The 16,265-nt window shown below is 70.2% G+C and carries 15 protein-coding genes and 1 tRNA gene; 6 read left to right on the top strand and 10 right to left on the bottom strand.

Features of this window, described 5'->3' with window-relative positions; all coding sequences use genetic code 11:
• Nucleotides 1-614: c-type cytochrome (locus tag ABD927_RS22085; protein WP_345252046.1), on the bottom strand; the 614-nt coding region annotated here is incomplete at its 3' end.
• A 307-nt stretch (nt 615-921) separates the two neighbouring features.
• On the opposite strand from ABD927_RS22085, the gene ABD927_RS22080 reads away from it, so the two are divergent.
• The 6 genes from ABD927_RS22080 (at nt 922) to ABD927_RS22055 (ending at nt 6,246) form a co-directional block, all read left to right on the top strand.
• Nucleotides 922-997: transfer RNA gene (locus ABD927_RS22080), tRNA-Arg, on the top strand.
• 99 nt (nt 998-1,096) lie between these two features.
• Nucleotides 1,097-2,053, top strand: coding sequence for a LysR substrate-binding domain-containing protein (locus tag ABD927_RS22075; protein WP_345252045.1), 957 nt, complete (start codon nt 1,097-1,099; stop codon nt 2,051-2,053).
• A gap of 272 nt (nt 2,054-2,325) precedes the next feature.
• A complete protein-coding gene (locus ABD927_RS22070) occupies nt 2,326-3,444 on the top strand; it encodes a ketopantoate reductase family protein (protein WP_345252044.1) in 1,119 nt (372 codons plus the stop codon).
• Nucleotides 3,445-3,453: 9 nt separating this feature from the next.
• The gene (locus ABD927_RS22065) at nt 3,454-4,317 is read left to right on the top strand and encodes an amidohydrolase family protein (protein WP_345252043.1); all 864 of its coding nucleotides are present in this window, start codon (nt 3,454-3,456) and stop codon (nt 4,315-4,317) included.
• Nucleotides 4,314-5,183, top strand: coding sequence for an isocitrate lyase/PEP mutase family protein (locus tag ABD927_RS22060; protein ID WP_345252042.1), 870 nt, complete (start codon nt 4,314-4,316; stop codon nt 5,181-5,183). Before ABD927_RS22065 ends, ABD927_RS22060 begins: the two co-directional genes overlap by 4 nt.
• A gap of 67 nt (nt 5,184-5,250) precedes the next feature.
• Nucleotides 5,251-6,246, top strand: coding sequence for a Bug family tripartite tricarboxylate transporter substrate binding protein (locus ABD927_RS22055; protein ID WP_345252041.1), 996 nt, complete (start codon nt 5,251-5,253; stop codon nt 6,244-6,246).
• 46 nt (nt 6,247-6,292) lie between these two features.
• On the opposite strand, the gene ABD927_RS22050 is transcribed toward ABD927_RS22055, so the two are convergent.
• The 9 genes from ABD927_RS22050 to ABD927_RS22010 form a co-directional block, all read right to left on the bottom strand.
• On the bottom strand, nt 6,293-7,429 hold the full coding sequence (locus ABD927_RS22050; RefSeq protein ID WP_345252040.1) for a CaiB/BaiF CoA transferase family protein: 1,137 nt from the start codon (nt 7,427-7,429) through the stop codon (nt 6,293-6,295).
• Nucleotides 7,422-8,225 (bottom strand): citryl-CoA lyase, encoded by an 804-nt coding sequence (locus tag ABD927_RS22045; protein ID WP_345252039.1) that lies wholly within the window; start codon nt 8,223-8,225, stop codon nt 7,422-7,424. Before ABD927_RS22045 ends, ABD927_RS22050 begins: the two co-directional genes overlap by 8 nt.
• Before the next feature lie 166 nt (nt 8,226-8,391).
• A complete protein-coding gene (locus tag ABD927_RS22040) occupies nt 8,392-9,153 on the bottom strand; it encodes an SDR family NAD(P)-dependent oxidoreductase (protein WP_345252038.1) in 762 nt (253 codons plus the stop codon).
• A complete protein-coding gene (locus ABD927_RS22035; RefSeq protein ID WP_345252037.1) occupies nt 9,150-10,601 on the bottom strand; it encodes an acetyl-CoA carboxylase biotin carboxylase subunit in 1,452 nt (483 codons plus the stop codon). The genes ABD927_RS22040 and ABD927_RS22035 overlap by 4 nt, the downstream gene beginning before the upstream one ends.
• A gap of 5 nt (nt 10,602-10,606) precedes the next feature.
• Nucleotides 10,607-11,218: a biotin/lipoyl-containing protein gene (locus tag ABD927_RS22030; protein WP_345252036.1), complete on the bottom strand. Its 612-nt coding sequence runs from the start codon at nt 11,216-11,218 to the stop codon at nt 10,607-10,609.
• Nucleotides 11,215-12,714 carry a carboxylase gene (locus tag ABD927_RS22025; protein WP_345252035.1) on the bottom strand — a complete coding sequence of 500 codons (1,500 nt, stop codon included), beginning with the start codon at nt 12,712-12,714 and terminating at the stop codon, nt 11,215-11,217. Before ABD927_RS22025 ends, ABD927_RS22030 begins: the two co-directional genes overlap by 4 nt.
• The gene (locus ABD927_RS22020; protein ID WP_345252034.1) at nt 12,711-14,027 is read right to left on the bottom strand and encodes a TRAP transporter large permease; all 1,317 of its coding nucleotides are present in this window, start codon (nt 14,025-14,027) and stop codon (nt 12,711-12,713) included. The genes ABD927_RS22025 and ABD927_RS22020 overlap by 4 nt, the downstream gene beginning before the upstream one ends.
• 2 nt (nt 14,028-14,029) lie before the next feature.
• Nucleotides 14,030-14,554, bottom strand: a complete 525-nt coding sequence (locus tag ABD927_RS22015; RefSeq protein WP_345252033.1) for a TRAP transporter small permease — start codon at nt 14,552-14,554, stop codon at nt 14,030-14,032.
• A complete protein-coding gene (locus tag ABD927_RS22010; protein ID WP_345252032.1) occupies nt 14,551-16,263 on the bottom strand; it encodes a GMC family oxidoreductase in 1,713 nt (570 codons plus the stop codon). The genes ABD927_RS22015 and ABD927_RS22010 overlap by 4 nt, the downstream gene beginning before the upstream one ends.
• Nucleotides 16,264-16,265 lie beyond the last annotated feature (2 nt).

The raw sequence follows: 16,265 nt of genomic DNA, 5'->3' as shown, positions 1-16,265 counted from the left end.
GGCGCAGCGGCGGCGGCGGTTGCAGGCGCGGGCGCAGCAGCGGCGGGCGCCTCGGCCGGCGCGGCGCCGGCATCGGCCTCGGCCGCCGGCGCGGCGGGCTTGGGTTCGGCCGGCTCGGGGAAGTTGGCGCCGCTGTTGTTGGCCATGTAGACCACCGCGCGGGCCACTTCGAAATCGTCCAGGTCGGGGTTGCCGCCCTTGGCCGGCATCGCGCCCTTGCCGTGCAGCGCAACCTGCAGCATGGCGTCGAAGCCGGTCTGGACGTACTTGGCCCAGGCGGCGCTGTCGCCGAACTTGGGCGCGCCGGCTACGCCGGCGGCATGACAGGTGGAGCAGACGGCCTTGAACACGGCCTCGCCGGTCTGGAACACGCGCGGCGCGTTGGCGTCGCGCAGCTCGAAGCCGGCCACCGGCGCGATGCGCGCGGCGATGGCGTCGGGGCTTTGCGCGTTGGAGCCGGCGTTGGACCGCGTGCTGTTGGCGACGAAGTTCACGAGCAGCAGGATGATGACGATCGGGACCAGGAAGGCCAGTATGACCACGGTGATCAGCTGCCGGGGCGTCTTGATCGCCGATTCGTGTTCTTCCGAGTGGTTCTGCTGCTCGTTGCTCATTGCCAAATCCTGCAGGTCTGCCGCCCGGAACGGATGCCCGGTGCGAGACGGGTTATGGGTGGTCGAAGCTGAAGCGGGTGCGTCTGTCTCGTACGGTTCTGTGCGCTTTTTACTGCAGCCGCCCGCCGGAAACGGGCCACTTCGCGTTGCAACATCGCGCTCTTTATTCGCACACAAACACCTGATTATAACGGCAGTGCCCCGGATCGGCTCAATCCCGGCCGCGCCGCCGCCGGAAACCGCGCGATCCCGCCTTGTACGCCGGCCGAGACGAAACCCCGCCGGGCAGGGTACAATAAACGGCTTCGCGCCCGTAGCTCAATGGATAGAGTACTGCTCTCCGAAGGCAGGGGTTGCTGGTTCGATCCCAGCCGGGCGCGCCATTCCCGTTCCGGCCTGCATGTCCAGGCAGGCCGGATGCCTTCGCTGCCCAGGCGCTGCGCCGCACAAGCCACAATCGGATTTCCGTCGTTGCCCAAGAGATGGAGATCAGACAGCTCCGATATTTCGTGAAGATCATCGAGCACGGCAGCATGGGGCGCGCGGCCGCCGAGCTCGGCACCACCACGGCCACGCTCAGCCAGCAGGTCAGCCGGCTCGAAGGGCAGCTGGCCACGCGGCTGCTGCTGCGGCGCGCCACCGGCGTGCAGGCGACCGAAGCGGGCCTGACGCTGTTCCAGCAGGCCCAGCTCATCCTGCGGCAGCTCGACAACGCCACCAACCTCGTCCAGAAGGGCCGCCTGACCGGAACCGTCTCGGTCGGGCTGGCGCAGTCGACCGCGGCCATGCTGAGCGTGCCTTTCATCGCCACCATGGGCGAGCGCTATCCGGGCATCCGCCTGCGCCTGTTCGAAGGCCTGTCGGCCAATCTGCTGTCTTTGCTGAACACCCGCCGGATCGACCTGGCGATCCTGTTCGACGACCACGAGGCGCGCCGCTGGAGCGCGGTGCCTCTGCTGCAGGAAGAATTGCTGCTGGTGGGCGCGCCGGGGCTGCCTGGCATGCCTACCGGCCCGCAGGTATCGGTCGAGGAAATCGCCGACCTGCCGCTGCTGATACCGAGCGCGCCCCATACCCTGCGCACCCTGACCTTCGAAGCTTTCCACAAGAAAAAGCTGGAACCCAGGGTGGCGGCGGAAATCGACGGCCTGTCGATCCTGCTCAACGCCGTGCGGGCCGGCCTGGGCGCTTCGATCCAGCCGGGCTCGGCCATCGCCGGGGCCAACGGCGCCGGGCTGATCGTCACCCAGCTCGCCTCGCCGCGGCTGCTGCGGGCCAGCCACCTGGCCAGCCTGTCGGACGACGAACTGTCGCCGGCTGCGCTGGCCGCGCGGGTCGTGCTCGGCAGCGTCGCGCGCTCGCTGGTGCTGGAAGGCAAGTGGCACGGCGCGACGCTGGCCGACGGGGCCGTATCCGCTTGCGCCGGCCGCGGCGATTGAGCGGTCCGGCCGCGCGCGCCGCTTCTTCCGGCGCCCGAGGCTTTATGAAAAGTTAACGCGCGTTAAGCCTTGCCGCCTATCTGGCGCGATGGGCTTCGCCTAGACTTGCCCGCAGAAATCGGCACACCACGAACCGCGCGGCGCCGGCCGGCGGTTTCCCCAAGCAAGTCGAACCATTCCGTACCGGGCGCATCGCCGCGATGCCGCCCGGCGGCCGCGGCCGTCCTTTCGATGGCCGGACCCCACGTTTTTCAAACCCGAAGGAGACAAGGATGCCCAACCCCGCCAACCCGAAGGTCGACGCAAAGGCCCCGCGAATCGTTTTCATGGGCGCCGGCGCGGTCGGCGGATATGTCGGCGGATACCTGGCCAGCGCCGGCCACGACGTGACGCTGGTCGATTTCTGGCACGACCACATCGAGGCCATCCGCCGCGACGGCGTGCAGCTGTCGGGCATGACGGCCGAAGAGGCGCAGGTGTTCCGGCCGAAGACGCTGCACATGTACGAGATCGGGCAGCTGGCCAAGGGCGGCCCCATCGACATCGCCTTCATCACGATGAAGTCGTACGACACGGCCTGGGTCACCACGATGATCAAGCCCTACCTGGCGCCGTCGGGCTATGTCGTGTCGCTGCAGAACTGCATCAACGAGGAAACGATCGCCGAGATCGTCGGCTGGGGCAAGACCGTGGGCTGCATCGCCTCGCGCATTTCGGTCGAGCTGTTCGAGCCGGGCAAGATCCGCCGCCAGGCGCCCAAGAGCGCCGCCGGCCACACCGTGTTCCGGGTGGGCGAGGTGCATGGCCGCGAAACCGACCGCATCCGCAGCCTGGTCGAGATGCTGAGCCTGATCGACACCACCAAGGCCACCACCAATCTGTGGGGCGAGCGCTGGTCCAAGCTGTGCCACAACGCGATGCGCAACGGCATCGCCGCGGCCACCGGCCTGGCGGGCCGGGAGATCGACCAGCACGACCACATCCGCAACTTCACGCTGCTGCTGGGCGGCGAGGCCGTGGCCGTGGGCCAGGCGCTGGGCTTTTCGCTGGAGCGGATCGGCAAGCTCGATCCGGCCGTGGTGCTGGCCGCCAGCCGCGGCGACGCCGAGGCGCTGGCCAAGGCCAACGAGATCCTGATCGGCGAATCCGGCACCGGCGGGCGTGGCGCGCTGCAGCGGCCTTCGATGGGCCAGGACATGGCCAAGGGCCGGCGCACCGAGATCGACGAGATCAACGGCTTCATCGTCCGCAAGGGCCAGCAGATCGGCATCGACGCGCCGAACAACGCGCGCCTGGTGGAACTGGTCAAGCGCGTCGAGCGCGGCGAACTGGCGCCGTCGCTGGACAACATCCCGCCGAGCTGGTCGGCCGCCCTGACCCATTCGCGCTGAGGAACGAGCATGCTGATCGTCGATGCCCAAGTGCACATCTGGGCGGCCGACCGTCCGGACCGCCCGTGGCCTGCGGGCGAGGCGCACCGCGCCCACCGTCCCGAACCGCTGTCGGCCGAAAAGCTGCTGGCGGAGATGGCCGCCGCCGGCGTGGACCGCGCGGTCCTGATTCCGCCCTCGTGGGAAGGCGACCGCAACGACGTGGTGCTGGAAGCCTGCAAGGCCCACCCCGGCCGCTTCGGCGCGTTCTGCCGCATCCCCCTGGAACAGGCCGAGGGCCGCAAGGAGCTGGCCGCGCTGGCCGGCGCGCCCGGCATGCTGGGCCTGCGCTTCACCTTCCACAAGGAAGCCGGCCTGCGCGCGCTGCTCGACGGCGCGCCCGACTGGATCTGGCCGGCGGCCGCCGAGGCCGGCATCCCGGTCATGGTCCATGCGCCGCGGGCGCTGGACGCGGTGGCCGGGATCGCGCGGGCGCATCCGTCGCTGCGCGTCATCATCGACCACCTCGCCATGGAGCGTCCCAACAAGGACGCGGCGGCGTTCCAGCGGCTGCCCGAACTGCTGCGCCTGGCCGACTGCGCCAACGTGGCGGTCAAGGCCACCGCGCTGCCCAGCTATTCGAGCGAGGCCTATCCCTACCCCGGGCTGCGGGCGCCGCTGCGGCAGGTGGTCGAGGCCTTCGGGCCGGCCCGCGTGTTCTGGGGCTCGGACATGACCCGGGTGGACGCGCCGTATCGCCGGATCGTGACGCACTTCACCGAAGAACTGCCCTTCCTGAGCGAGGCCGACAAGGCCCAGATCATGGGCCTGGCGCTGTGCAGCTGGGTCGGCTGGCAAGCCGCGGACAACCAAGACCAAGGAAACATCCAATGAGCGCCCTTTCGGCCACCACCAAACGCGAGCGCTTGCGCGCGCTCATCGCGGAACCGCGGGTCGTCCATCCCGCTTCCGTATTCGACCCGCTTTCCATCCGCTGCGCGCAGGACGAAGGCTTCGAGATCGCCATGCTGGCCGGCTCGGTCGCATCGCTGGCGGTGCTCGGCGCGCCCGACCTCGTGGTGCTGACGCTGTCGGAACTGGCGGGCCTGTGCCGGCGCATCAGCCGCGCCTCCGACCTGCCCTTGCTGATCGACGCCGACCATGGCTTCGGCAACGCCCTGAGCGTGCAGCGGACGGTGGAAGAACTGGAAGCGGCCGGCGTGGCGGCGCTGACCATCGAAGACACGCTGCTGCCCGTGCCGTTCGGCGCCAGCGGCCGGGAAGCGCTGATCCCGGCCGCCGAGGCGGTGGGCAAGATCAAGGCCGCCATCGCCGGCCGCACCGATCCGGCCACCGTCGTGATCGCGCGCACCACGCTGTCGCTGGCGCCGATCGGCGAGATCGTGGAGCGGGTGCGGGCCTTCGAGCAGGCCGGCGCCGACGCCATCTTCCTCAGCAGCCCCAAGACGCGGGCCCAGGTCGAGGCCGTGTCGGCGGCCACCCGGCTGCCGGTCATCCTGGGGCGCATCACGCCCGAACTCGACGACCGTCCGTTCCTGGTCGAGCACCGCGTGCGCGTGGTGCTGCAGGGCCACAAGCCTTATATGGCGGCCATCAAGGCGATGCGCGAGGTCATGCATCAGCTGGCCACGGGCGTGGCGCCTGCCGGGATCAAGGACGTCGCGTCCGACGAACTCATCGATCGCCTGACGAGGCAGGCCGAGTACGACCGCCTGATCGCCGAAACCCTGCGCGGCTGAGGCGCCCGCGCGCCGGTCCGCGGCCGGGCCGGCGCAACCGCATGCAAGACAAGACACAGGAGACAATGTGAAACGCATCCAAGCAATCCGGTTCGCGGCCGGAACGGTATCGGCGGCAATGGGGCTGGCGGCCCTGCAGCCCTGCCTGGCGCAAGGCGCCGCCAACGGCTATCCCAAGGAACCCGTGCGGGTCATCGTCCCGTATGCCGCGGGCGGCGCCACCGACATCATCGGGCGGGCGTTCGCGCAGGCCATCGGCGCCAACCTCAAGCAGACCTTCGTGATCGAGAACAAGGGCGGCGCCGGGCAGGTGATAGGCACCGATTTCGTGGCCCGCGCTGCGCCCAACGGCAACACGCTGCTGCTCGGCACCGTCACCCACGCCGTCAACGCCACGCTGGTGCCCAAGCTGCCCTACGACTCGATCAAGGACTTCTCGCCCGCCACCATCCTGGCCAGCTCGCCGCTGGTCTGCGTGGTGCCGGCCGCGCTGGGCATCCGCAGCCTGCCCGACCTGATCAAGGCCGCCAAGGCCGATCCGCACCGCTTCTCGTACGCGTCGTCGGGCCCGGGCTCGCCCGGGCAGCTGGCGGTGGAGGCCATCAAGCATGCCGCCGGCATCTCCATGGTCCACATCCCCTACAAGGGCGCGGGCCAGACGACGGCCGACCTGCTCAGCGGCCGCGTGCAGTTTTTCTGCGTGAGTCCGATCCCCATCGCCGGCCAGCTCAAGGACGGCTCGCTGGTGCCGCTGGCCGTGACGTCGGCCGACCGCACGCCGGTGCTGCCCGACGTGCCGTCGATCCGCGAGACGGGGCTGCAGGTCGACGCCATCGACTCCTGGTACGGCATTCTGGCGCCGGCCGGGACGCCGCCGGCCATCCTCGACGTCTTGTACAAGGCGGCCAAGGCCTCGCTGGAGGACGAGGGCGTCAAGAAGGTGCTGAAGGAGAACGGGCTCAAGCCGATCGTCAATACGCCGCAAGAGGCCGATGCCTACGTGCGCGAGGAAATCGTGAAGTGGCGCAAGATGCTGCAGGCGGCCAACATCACCAACAACTAGGCCCCGGAGCGATGCCGGCCGTTCCGCGCGGCGGCCGGCCCGCCGCTCACTGCCGGCCGAGTTCGCGCAGTATTTCCTGCCGGTGTTCGTCCAGCGTGGGCGGCGCCTCGGCCAGCGGCGTGCGGTCGGCATCGTAGCTGACCGGGCTGCGCACCGAGCGGAATTCGCCCATCGTCGGATGCCGCGCGGAGGTGGCGATCTGCAGGTGCCGCACCTGTTCGTCGGCCAGCACCTCGTCGGTATGCTGCACGGGCGAGTGCGGCACGTCCCCGGCCTCCAGCAGGCGGCACCATTCGGCGCGCGGCCGCTTGATGAACTCGGCCGCCAGCGTCTGCGTCAGGTCTTCGTAGTTGTCGATGCGGGCGAAGCGGTCGGCGAAGCGCGGGTCGTCGAACAGGTCGGGCAGCCCGATCGCCTTGGCCAGCGATTCCCAGAACTTGGGCGGCGAGGACATGTGCAGCGCCAGCCATTTGCCGTCGGCGCACTCCATCACGTAGGACTGCGACGCGCGCGGGCGGCTGTACGGGCCCATGACGTCGCCGATGGTGAAGTAGTGGGTGAAGGCGTCGATGTTGAAGTGGCACATCGATTCCAGCATGGAAACGTCCACCGAGCGGCCGCGGCCGGTGCGTTCGCGTTCGTACAGCGCGCCCAGCACGCCGTAGGCGGCGTAGAAGCCGGTGACCGCATCGGCGATGGCCGGGCCGACCACGCGCGGGTTCTTCGGATTGACCAGCAGGTGCAGGAAGCCGCTGGCGGCCTGCGCCACGGTATCGTAGGCCGGCCGCTGGCGCGCCGGGCCGGTCTTGCCGAAGCCGCTGATCGAGCAGTAGACCAGCCGCGGGTTCAGCGCGCGCAGGCGCTCTTCGCCCGCGCCCAGCTTGTCGGCCGCGCCGGGGCGGAAGTTCTGGATGTAGACGTCGGCGCTGCGGATCAGGTCGTCGAAGATGGCGCGGTCTTCGTCCTTGCGGATGTCGAGCGCGATGCTGCGCTTGTTGCGGTTGTAGGCCTGGAAGTGCGGGCTGTAGAGGCCGCCGCGGAAGGCGCGGAAGGGGTCGCCGGCATCGGGCTGCTCGACCTTGATGACGTCGGCGCCGAGGTCGCCCAGCATCATGCCGGCCGCCGGGCCGGTGATGAAGGTTCCCTGCTCGACGACGCGGATGCCGTTCAGGACGCTAGGCATGCGGTCCTCCCAGCGGCGGGCCGTCGTAGCCGATGGCCTCGGCCGCGTGGCCGGCCAGGATGAAGCCGATCGGGCGCTCGGCCTCTTCGCACAGGTGGGCGATCAGGCTGGCGGTGCGGGCCAGGATCGGGATGCCCTTGAGCGCGGCCAGCGGGAAGCCGGCGTCGAGCATCACGGCCGGGATGGCGCCCGACACGTTGATCGGCAATTCGCGGCCGTAGATGCCGGGGATGAGCGGCTCGATCCGTTCCAGCAGCGCGACGTGGGCGCCGGCCACGCCGCGCTCGCGCGCCAGCGCCAGCAGGCGGATCGCGCGCGGGTCGCCCTCGCGGTGCTGGGAATGGCCGTAGCCGGGCACCGGCAGGCGCGCGGCGCGCATCTCGGCCAGTTCCTTGCGGGCGGCTTCCTCGGGCGGCAGCTGTTCCTGCCCGGCGCGGGTCAGGATCCGCGCCAGGAAGCGGCCGCAGGATTCCGACGCCCCCAGCACCACCGAGCCGCAGCCCAGGATGCCGGCCGCCACCGCGCCCTGCATGGCGTCGGGCGCGGCGGCCAGCGTCATGCGCGCCGCCTGGTTGCTGGGCACCAGCCCGTGCTCGGCGATCGCCACCAGCACGGCATCGAGCATGGCGCTCTGGTCGGGCGAGGGCATGCCGCCGGTCACCAGCAGGAAGAAATGATCGGTGAAGCTGACCCGGCCGATCAGGTCGCGCGCCAGCTCCCTGCCGCGGATATTGATGGAGTGCGCGTCCGAGGTGCTGATCGCGGTGAATGGATGGTCCTGCTTGCCGACTTTCATCGCGGCTCCTGTAGGGCCCCCCTACGCGCTTCGCGCGCCCCCGGGGAGCGATGCGCGCGGACCGGCGAAGCCGGATCCGTCGCATCCCGGGCCTGGGGCGTGGGTCGATGCGAGGTGGAGGCGGTTGGCATAGGCTGACATGTGTGCATGGAATGGCGCTGCCGGCTCAGCCGAAGCTGGTGGCGCCGTTGACGATCAGCATCTCGCCCGAGACGTAGCGCGAGGCGTCGGCGATCAGCAGGCAGCCGGCCTCGGCCACTTCCTCGGCCGAGCCGATCCGGCCCATCGGCGACTGCGCGATCTGCGCCTGGCGCGACTGTTCGGAGTAGTTGCCGATCATCGGCGTTTCGGTCACGCCGGGGGCGATGCCGTTGACGCGGATGCCGTGGGAGCCGAGCGCGCGCGCCAGGGTGCGGACCAGGCCGGTGACGGCCGCCTTCGCGGTGACGTAGGCCGGGCCGCCGTTGCCGGCCTTGCCGCCGATCGGGGCGTGGATGACGGCGGTGGAGCCGGTCAGCACGATCGCGCCGCCGCCGTCGTCCTTCATGCGCCGGGCCGCGGCCTGGGCCATCAGGAAGGCGCCCGTCACGTTGACCGCGAGCAGGTCGGCGAAGTCTTCGGCCGTCAGTTCGTCCCAGGTCTTGATCGAGTGCCTGCCGGCCCAGTGCATGAGCGCGTCGAGCCTGCCGAACTGCCGGCAGGCGGCTTCCACCGCCGCCACGCAGGCCGGGGCCTGCGACACGTCGCCGGCGAACAGGACGAGCTGCTGCTCGTCGCGCTCGGGAAAGGCCGCCGCCAGGCGGACCATGTCGAGGTCCATCGCCAGCACGCGGTTGCCGCCGGCCAGCAGATAGGCCGCGCAGGCCTTGCCGATGCCGCTGGCGGCCCCGGTCACGATCACGCTCTTGTCGGCAACGACACAGCTCATATCCGTTCTCCAAGGCGCTGCGCCCGGCCCGATCCAGGATGCGGCGGATCCGGCTCCGCCGGTCCGCGCGCATCGCCCCCCGGGGGGCGCGCGAAGCGCGTAGGGGGGGCCGTCAGCTCATCGACCAGGGTGGTGCGCATGGTGGCGTCGCGGAACTCCGGCCGGTCGATCAGGAAGCGCTGGAACGGCAGCGTGGTGTGGATGCCTTCGACCGCGAAGCGGCGCAGCGCGCGCGCCATGCGGGCGATCGCCTCGGCGCGGTCGCTGCCGTAGACGACCAGCTTGGCCAGCATCGAGTCGTAAAACATCGGCACCAGGTAATCGGCATGGCAATGCGTGTCGAGCCGGATGTTGGGGCCCTCGGGCGGCCGCCAGGCGGTGATGCGGCCGGGGCTGGGGCGGAAGTCGGCTTCCGGCAGTTCGGCGTTGATGCGGCATTCGATCGCGTGGCCGCGGAACACCACGTCGTCCTGCGCGAAGCGCAGCCGCTCGCCGGCCGCCACGCGGAACTGCTCCTGCACCAGGTCGATGCCGGTGATCATTTCCGTGACCGGATGCTCGACCTGGATGCGCGTGTTCATTTCCAGGAAGTAGAAGGCGGCGGCGTCCTGGTCGACGATGAATTCGACGGTGCCGGCGTTTTCGTAGCCGAAGCGGGCCGCCAGCGTGACGGCGGCGTCGCGGATGCCGCGGCGCAGGGCCTCCGGCAGGTTGGGCGCCGGGGCTTCTTCCACCATCTTCTGGTGCCGGCGCTGCAGCGAGCAGTCGCGTTCGCCCAGGTGGATGACGTTGCCGAACTTGTCGCCCAGTACCTGTACTTCCACATGGCGCGCGTTGGCGATGTAGCGCTCCAGGTAGATCGTGCTGTCGCCGAAGGCGGCGCCGGCCTCGGCCGAGGCGCGCGCGAACAGCCCGGGCAGGTCTTCGATGCGCTCGACGATCTTCATGCCGCGGCCGCCGCCGCCGGCCGCGGCCTTCATCATCAGCGGCAGGCCCACGCGTTCGGCCACCGCGGCGGCCTCGGCCACCGAGGCCACCTTCTCGGAGCCGGGCAGGGTCGGGATGCCGTAGCGGCGCGCCAGCACCCGCGCCTCGATCTTGTTGCCCATCTGGCGGATCTGTTCCGAGCTGGGACCGACGAACGCCACGCCGTGGTCGATGCAGAGCCGGGCGAGTTCGGGCGATTCGGCCAGGAAGCCGTAGCCGGGGTGCAGCGCGTCGCAGCCGGTCTCGACCGCGGCCGCCACCATCCGCGGGGCGTTCAGGTAGCTTTCGGCGGCGCTGGCGGCGCCGACGCAGAAGGCGCGGTCGGCGATGCGCGCCGCCAGGCTGTGGCGGTCGGCATCGGAAACGGCGACCACCGTTTCGATGTCCAGCGCCTGGCAGGCGCGCACGATGCGGACCGCGATCTCGCCGCGGTTGGCCACCAGGACGCGGGCGATGGCCATGGCGCTCAGCCCGCCGCGCCGGCCGGGCACACGCGCATCAGCACCTGGCCGTACTCCACCAGCTGGCCGTCTTCCACGCAGATCTGCGCGACGACGCCGTCGACGCCGGCGGCGACGCTGTTGAACAGCTTCATCACCTCGATCAGGCCGACGGTGGAACTGGATTCGACCTGCGCGCCGACCGACACGAAGGGCGCGGCGTTCGGTTCGGGGCGCGAATAGAAGCGGCCCATGGTGGTGGCGGTGACGTCGACCGCGCCGGGGACGGCTTCGGCCGACGGCGGCTGTGATGCCGGGGATGAAGGCGCTGCCGATCCGGGCGCGCCGGAATCTGCGGCCTGGGCCGGGCTTGCCGCAGCCGCGGCGGATTGCGCCGTGGCCGGCATCGGCATCGGCGCCGGCGCCGGCGCGCTGCCGGCGGCCCCGGACGGCACCGGATGTACGGGCCCGGCCGCCGGGCCGCCGGCCAGCCCGGCGGCCGCGTTGCCGGTGCCCACCGTCAGCCGGAAGTCGCCCAGCTCCAGCGTCATGAAATCGAAGGCCGATTTGTCCAGCACCTCGACCAGCTTGCCGATTTTAGCGATCTCCGCGTCGCTCAACGCATCCAACTTGCTCATTTCATTCCTTGGGGGCTGGTATCCGGGGCGGCGGCGCGGCCGATGCGCAGCCGCATGTCGCCGGCCTGGACCTGGACGAAGGCCACGCGCCGCTGCCGCGACACTCGTTCGATCAGGCCGGCGATGCCGCCGCCCGCGCTCCACGGTCCGCCGCCGCGGGCCGCCTTCATCGCGTCGACGGTTTCCTTGTCGGTGAAGATGCGCAGCATCATCTCTTCGTCGGATACGCCGGGGCCGCCGTAGCGCCGCCGCAGCTCGGCCAGGCTGGGCTCGTCCGCCGGCTGCCGCGCGAGTTCCTTCGCGCGCGGCCGGGCCAGCACGCGGTCGCGCACATCGGGGTCGATCGCGTCGCGTTCGTCCGCGCCCCAGGTGCCCAGCGCATAGTGGATGATCTCGTCGGAGACGGTCTTGTAGCGTTCGCCGGCCAGCACGTTCATCACCGCCTGCGCGCCCATGAACTGGGAGTACGGCGTGACCATGATCGGATAGCCGAAATCGGCGCGCACCCGGCCGATCTCTTCCAGCACGGCCGGCAGGCGGTCGATCAGCCCGGCGTTGCTGAGCTGGAAGCGCAGGTTGGAAATCATGCCGCCAGGCACCTGGTGGATGTAGTGCGCGGCGTCGTAGGGCAGCGGCATGCCCACCGGCAGGTTCTCGCGCGCGGCCACCTCGCGCAGGTGGGCTTCCACCGTGGGCAGCCGGCTTTCGTCGAGCACGGTGTCGTAGCCCAGCACGCGCGCGTTGCGCGCCACGTCGAAGGTGGACGGGTTGGACGAGCCCTCGGCCATCGGCGGGATGGCGGTGTTGACGGTGCGGATGCCGAGCTTGATGGCCTCCAGCGTGCACAGGCCGCCCAGCCCGGTGTTGCAATGGGTGTGGAACTCCACCGTGATGCCGCCGGCATTGGCCAGCACCGCCGGCACCAGCGTGCGCAGCCGCTCGGGCGTGAACAGCGCGCCGGGGTCCTTGAGGCAGATGCGGTAGGGCTTGAGCGCCGCGGCCTCGCGCGCCTTCTGCGCGTAGTAGTCGTCGGTATGGCGCGGCGAGATCGAGAAGATCAGGTTGATGATCGTGTCCAGGCCGGCGGCGCGCGCCATCTCCACGTGCTCGTGCCAGTTCGATGCGGTATGCGAGGAATCGGACGTGCGTATCTCGCGGATGCCGTAGGCTCCCATCGTCCGGTACCACAGTTCTTCCATCGCGCGCGGCGCGGTCTGGAACGACATCAGCGAACGGCCGCGGATGATGCGCAGCGGCGTGCGCGGCGCGCGTTCGCGGCACAGCCGCAGGCGCTCGAACGGATCCTCCTTCAGCTCGCGCACGATCTTCTTCTCGAAGCTGTTGGCGTGGATCTCGATCGCCTCGAAGCCGGCTTCGTCCAGCGTGGGCAGCACCGGCAGCATCATGGCGGTGCGCATATTGGTGGCCCACAGCGACTGCTGGCCGTCGCGCACCGTGGTGTCGACGAAGCGGACTTGGTTCGAGGGGACGCTCATGACCGCACCAGGTAGGGAAGGAAAGTGATGATGGAGGGGAACACGATCATCAGCAGCGCCCCCAGCATGATCAGCCACACGAAGGGCCACGCCGCGCTGAACAGCAGCCGCGTCGGCATCGACGGCACCGCGCTCTTGAACGCGTACAGCGTGTAGCCGAAGGGCGGCGAGATGCCGCCCACCGTGGCGATGATCAGGATCAGCGTCCAGAACCAGATCTGGTCGAAGTGATAGATGCCGATGATGGGCAGGTACAGCGGAATCAGCACCATCAGCACCGAGGTCTGGTCGAGGAACATGAACAGGAAGAACGGCACGACCAGCAGCACCGCCAGCATCGCCGCGTGGTGCAGCTGCAGGTGCTGGATGAAGGCGCCGAGCGAATTGAGCGCGCCCGAGAAGATCAGCAATTGGCTGAACATGGTGGCCGCCGCCATGATGGCCAGCATGATGCCGGCCACGCGGATGCCGGACCCCACCGCGTCGAGCAGCATGCGCATGCTGAGCCCGCCGTAATACCAGGCCAGCAGGATGGACGCCGCTACGCCGGTGGCCGCGGCTTCGGTGGGCGTGGCCGCGCCCAGCATGATGGTGCCGACCACCATGAAGAAGATGATCGACACGGGCAGCATGCGCACGATCGCCATCAGCGCGCTGCCGCGCGTGGCGGGGTCGCGCAGCTCGGCCGACACGTCGGGCGTGAGCGCAGGGTTCAGGCGCACGCGGATGAACACGTACGCCAGGAACAGCAGCGTCAGGAACAGGCCCGGCACGATGCCGGCGATCAGCATCTGCCCGGTCGACACCTTCGCCAGCGAGGCGATCACGATCGCCAGCACGCTGGGCGGGATGATCGGGTCCAGGCTGGCGCCGCCCAGGATGGTGCCGGTGGCCAGCTTGCGGTCGTAGCCGCGCGCTTCCATGGTCGGGTACAGCGAGCGGCCCAGCAGCCCGGCCACCGCCATGGCCGCGCCCGACAGCGCGCCGCAGATCGCCGACAGCAGGATGCACAGCACGTACTGCCGCCCGCGCACCTTGCCCACCAGGCGGTCCAGCGAATCGATCACGACTTCCATCGCGCCCGACTTGAACAGCAGCTCGCCCATCAGGATGAACAGCGGCACCGCGGCCAGGTCGGCCAGCGTGGCGGTGGTGTAGATGCTGTTGGCGAACATGCCGAAGCCGGTGGGGCCGATCAGCGCCAGCACGCCCACCACGTTCAGGATCAGGAACGAGACGAAGATCGGCATGCCCAGGAACATCAGGCCCAGCAGCGTGGCCATGCCGACGAGGAGGATTGCCCACCAGGCCATGTTCAGATGCCCTCCGGCGATTGATAGGGCTGGCCGTCGAACGCCAGCCGGCCGAAGTAGATGGCGGTGGAAAGAAAGCCGTAGGGAATGGCGATCGACAGCAGCCACTTGGGCGCGGGCCATTCGTTCACGGTAGAGATGCCGCGGACGTACTGGGTCCAGGTCGCCTCGGAACAGAACCAGGCGGCCGCCAGGCAGGCCAGGGCCGCGATCACGTAGGCGCCGTGCTGCAGCAGGGTGGCCGCGCGTACGGGCATCTGGTCTAGCACGATGCTGATGAAGATGTGGATGCGGTCGCGCGTGAGCTCCGGCATGGCCAGGAAAACCGTGTAGCAGAGCAGGTAGGAAACGAGCGACGAGGCCCAGGTGGTGGGCGCGGCGAAGAAGTAGCGGGAGACGACTTCGTAGCAGTACGACAGCACGATGGCGGCCAGGCAGGCGCCGGAGCAATAGAAGCCGAAGCGCGTGATGGCGTCGTGGATCGACGCCAGGCGGCCCGGCGGGCGGAGGGTGGCTGGTGCGTTCATGGATGCGCGGACTCCATCTTCTTCTTTCCCTGGTCTTGGTATTGCCGTTGCGTGTTTGTGCGTGCCTGCGTGCGCGCGGCGATCGGGGCCGGCGGTTCGCGGCCGAGGATGAGGTCGGCAGCCTTCTCGGCCATCATCAGGACCGGCGCGTTGATGTTGCCCCCCACCAGATCCGGGAAGGCCGAAGCGTCGACCACCCGCAGCCCGGCCGTGCCGCGCACGCGGAAGGCGGGGTCGAGCACCAGCCCCGGATCGTCGCCGCCGCCCATGCGGCAGGTGCCGGCGGGGTGGTGGGCGGTGGCCGCGTACCGGTCGATGTGGCGGTCCAGGCCGGCGTCGGACCAGTTCGCCTCGCCCGGCGCCAGCTCGGCGCCGATGTAGCGGCGCAGCGCCGGCTGCGCAGCCAGCTCGCGTATCAGGCGCAGGGCGGCGCGCATCACGGCGCGGTCGCGGCCGGCCGACAGCAGGTTCTGGCGGATCATGATCTTGTCGGCGGGGTCGGCCGAACGCAGCGCGACGCGGCCGCGGCTTTCCGGCCGCACCAGCACCGCGCGGACCGCGAAGCCGTCTTCGAACGGCTTGCGCACGCCGGGGAACCACGGCGCCGCGGCCATCGGCACGGCGCGGAAGATGAGCTGGATGTCCGGCAGGGCACCGGCCAGGGGCGTGCGCAGGAAGGCCGTCCATCCGCTGGGCAGGTCGGTGGCGAAGCCGGTGCCGCGCAAGTAGGCCTGGCCCAGGCCCGCCAGCAGGCGGTCGGCGCGCATGTGGTGGACGAAGGGCCCGCTTTCGCGCCGCCGGAATTCGACCGCCACGGTAAGGTGGTCCTGCAGATTGGCGCCTACGCCGGGCAGCGCCACGCGGGTGCGGATGCCGTGGCGGGCCAGTTCGGCGGGGTCGCCGATGCCCGACAGCATCAGGATCTGCGGCGTGTTCATCGTGCCGGCGCACAGAATGATCTCGCGCCGCGCCGCCGCCTTGCGGGCGCGGCCCCCGCGGCGGTATTCCACCGCCACGGCGCGCTCGCCCTCGAAGGCGATGCCGGTCACCAGGGCGCCGGTGGCCACCGTGAGGTTGGCCCGCCCCAGCGCGGGGCGCAGGTAGGCGTCGGCGGCGCTGCAGCGGCGCCCCTTGCCGATGGTCGACTGCAGGATGCCGAAGCCTTCCTGCCGCGCGCCGTTGTAGTCGTCGGTGCGCGGGAAGCCGGCGCTGTCGGCCGCCTCCAGGCAGGCGGCCGACAGCGGGTCGCGATAGCTGGCGCGCACGGTGGACAGCGGCCCGCTGCCGCCGCGGTACAGGCTTTCGCCGTCCTGCCAGCGTTCCTGGCGCTTGAAGTAGGGCAGCACGTGCGCGTACGACCAGCCGGGCAGGCCGTAGCCGGCCCAGCGGTCGTAGTCGCCGGGGTTGCCGCGCACATAGGCCATCGCATTGATCGACGACGAGCCGCCGATCACCCGGCCGCGCGTGCATTCCATGGTGCGCCCGCCGAGGGCGGCGTCGGGTTCGGTGTCGTAGCCCCAGTCGTGCAGGCGTTTCTGCATCAGGCGGCCCCAGCCGATCGGGATCTTGATGAACGGATCGCGGTCCCAGCCGCCCGCCTCGACCAGCAGCACCGAGGCCGAACCGTCTTCGGTCAGGCGGTCGGCCAGCACGCAGCCGGCCGAGCCGGCGCCGACGATCACGTAGTCGTAACCTTCCGTGCCGCGCATGT

It is taken from the genome of Pigmentiphaga soli (assembly GCF_039541095.1).
Classification (GTDB): Bacteria; Pseudomonadota; Gammaproteobacteria; order Burkholderiales; family Burkholderiaceae_B; genus Pigmentiphaga; species Pigmentiphaga soli.
The sequence above is the reverse complement of the archived record's forward strand: the minus strand, read 5'-3'. Positions and strand labels throughout refer to the sequence as shown.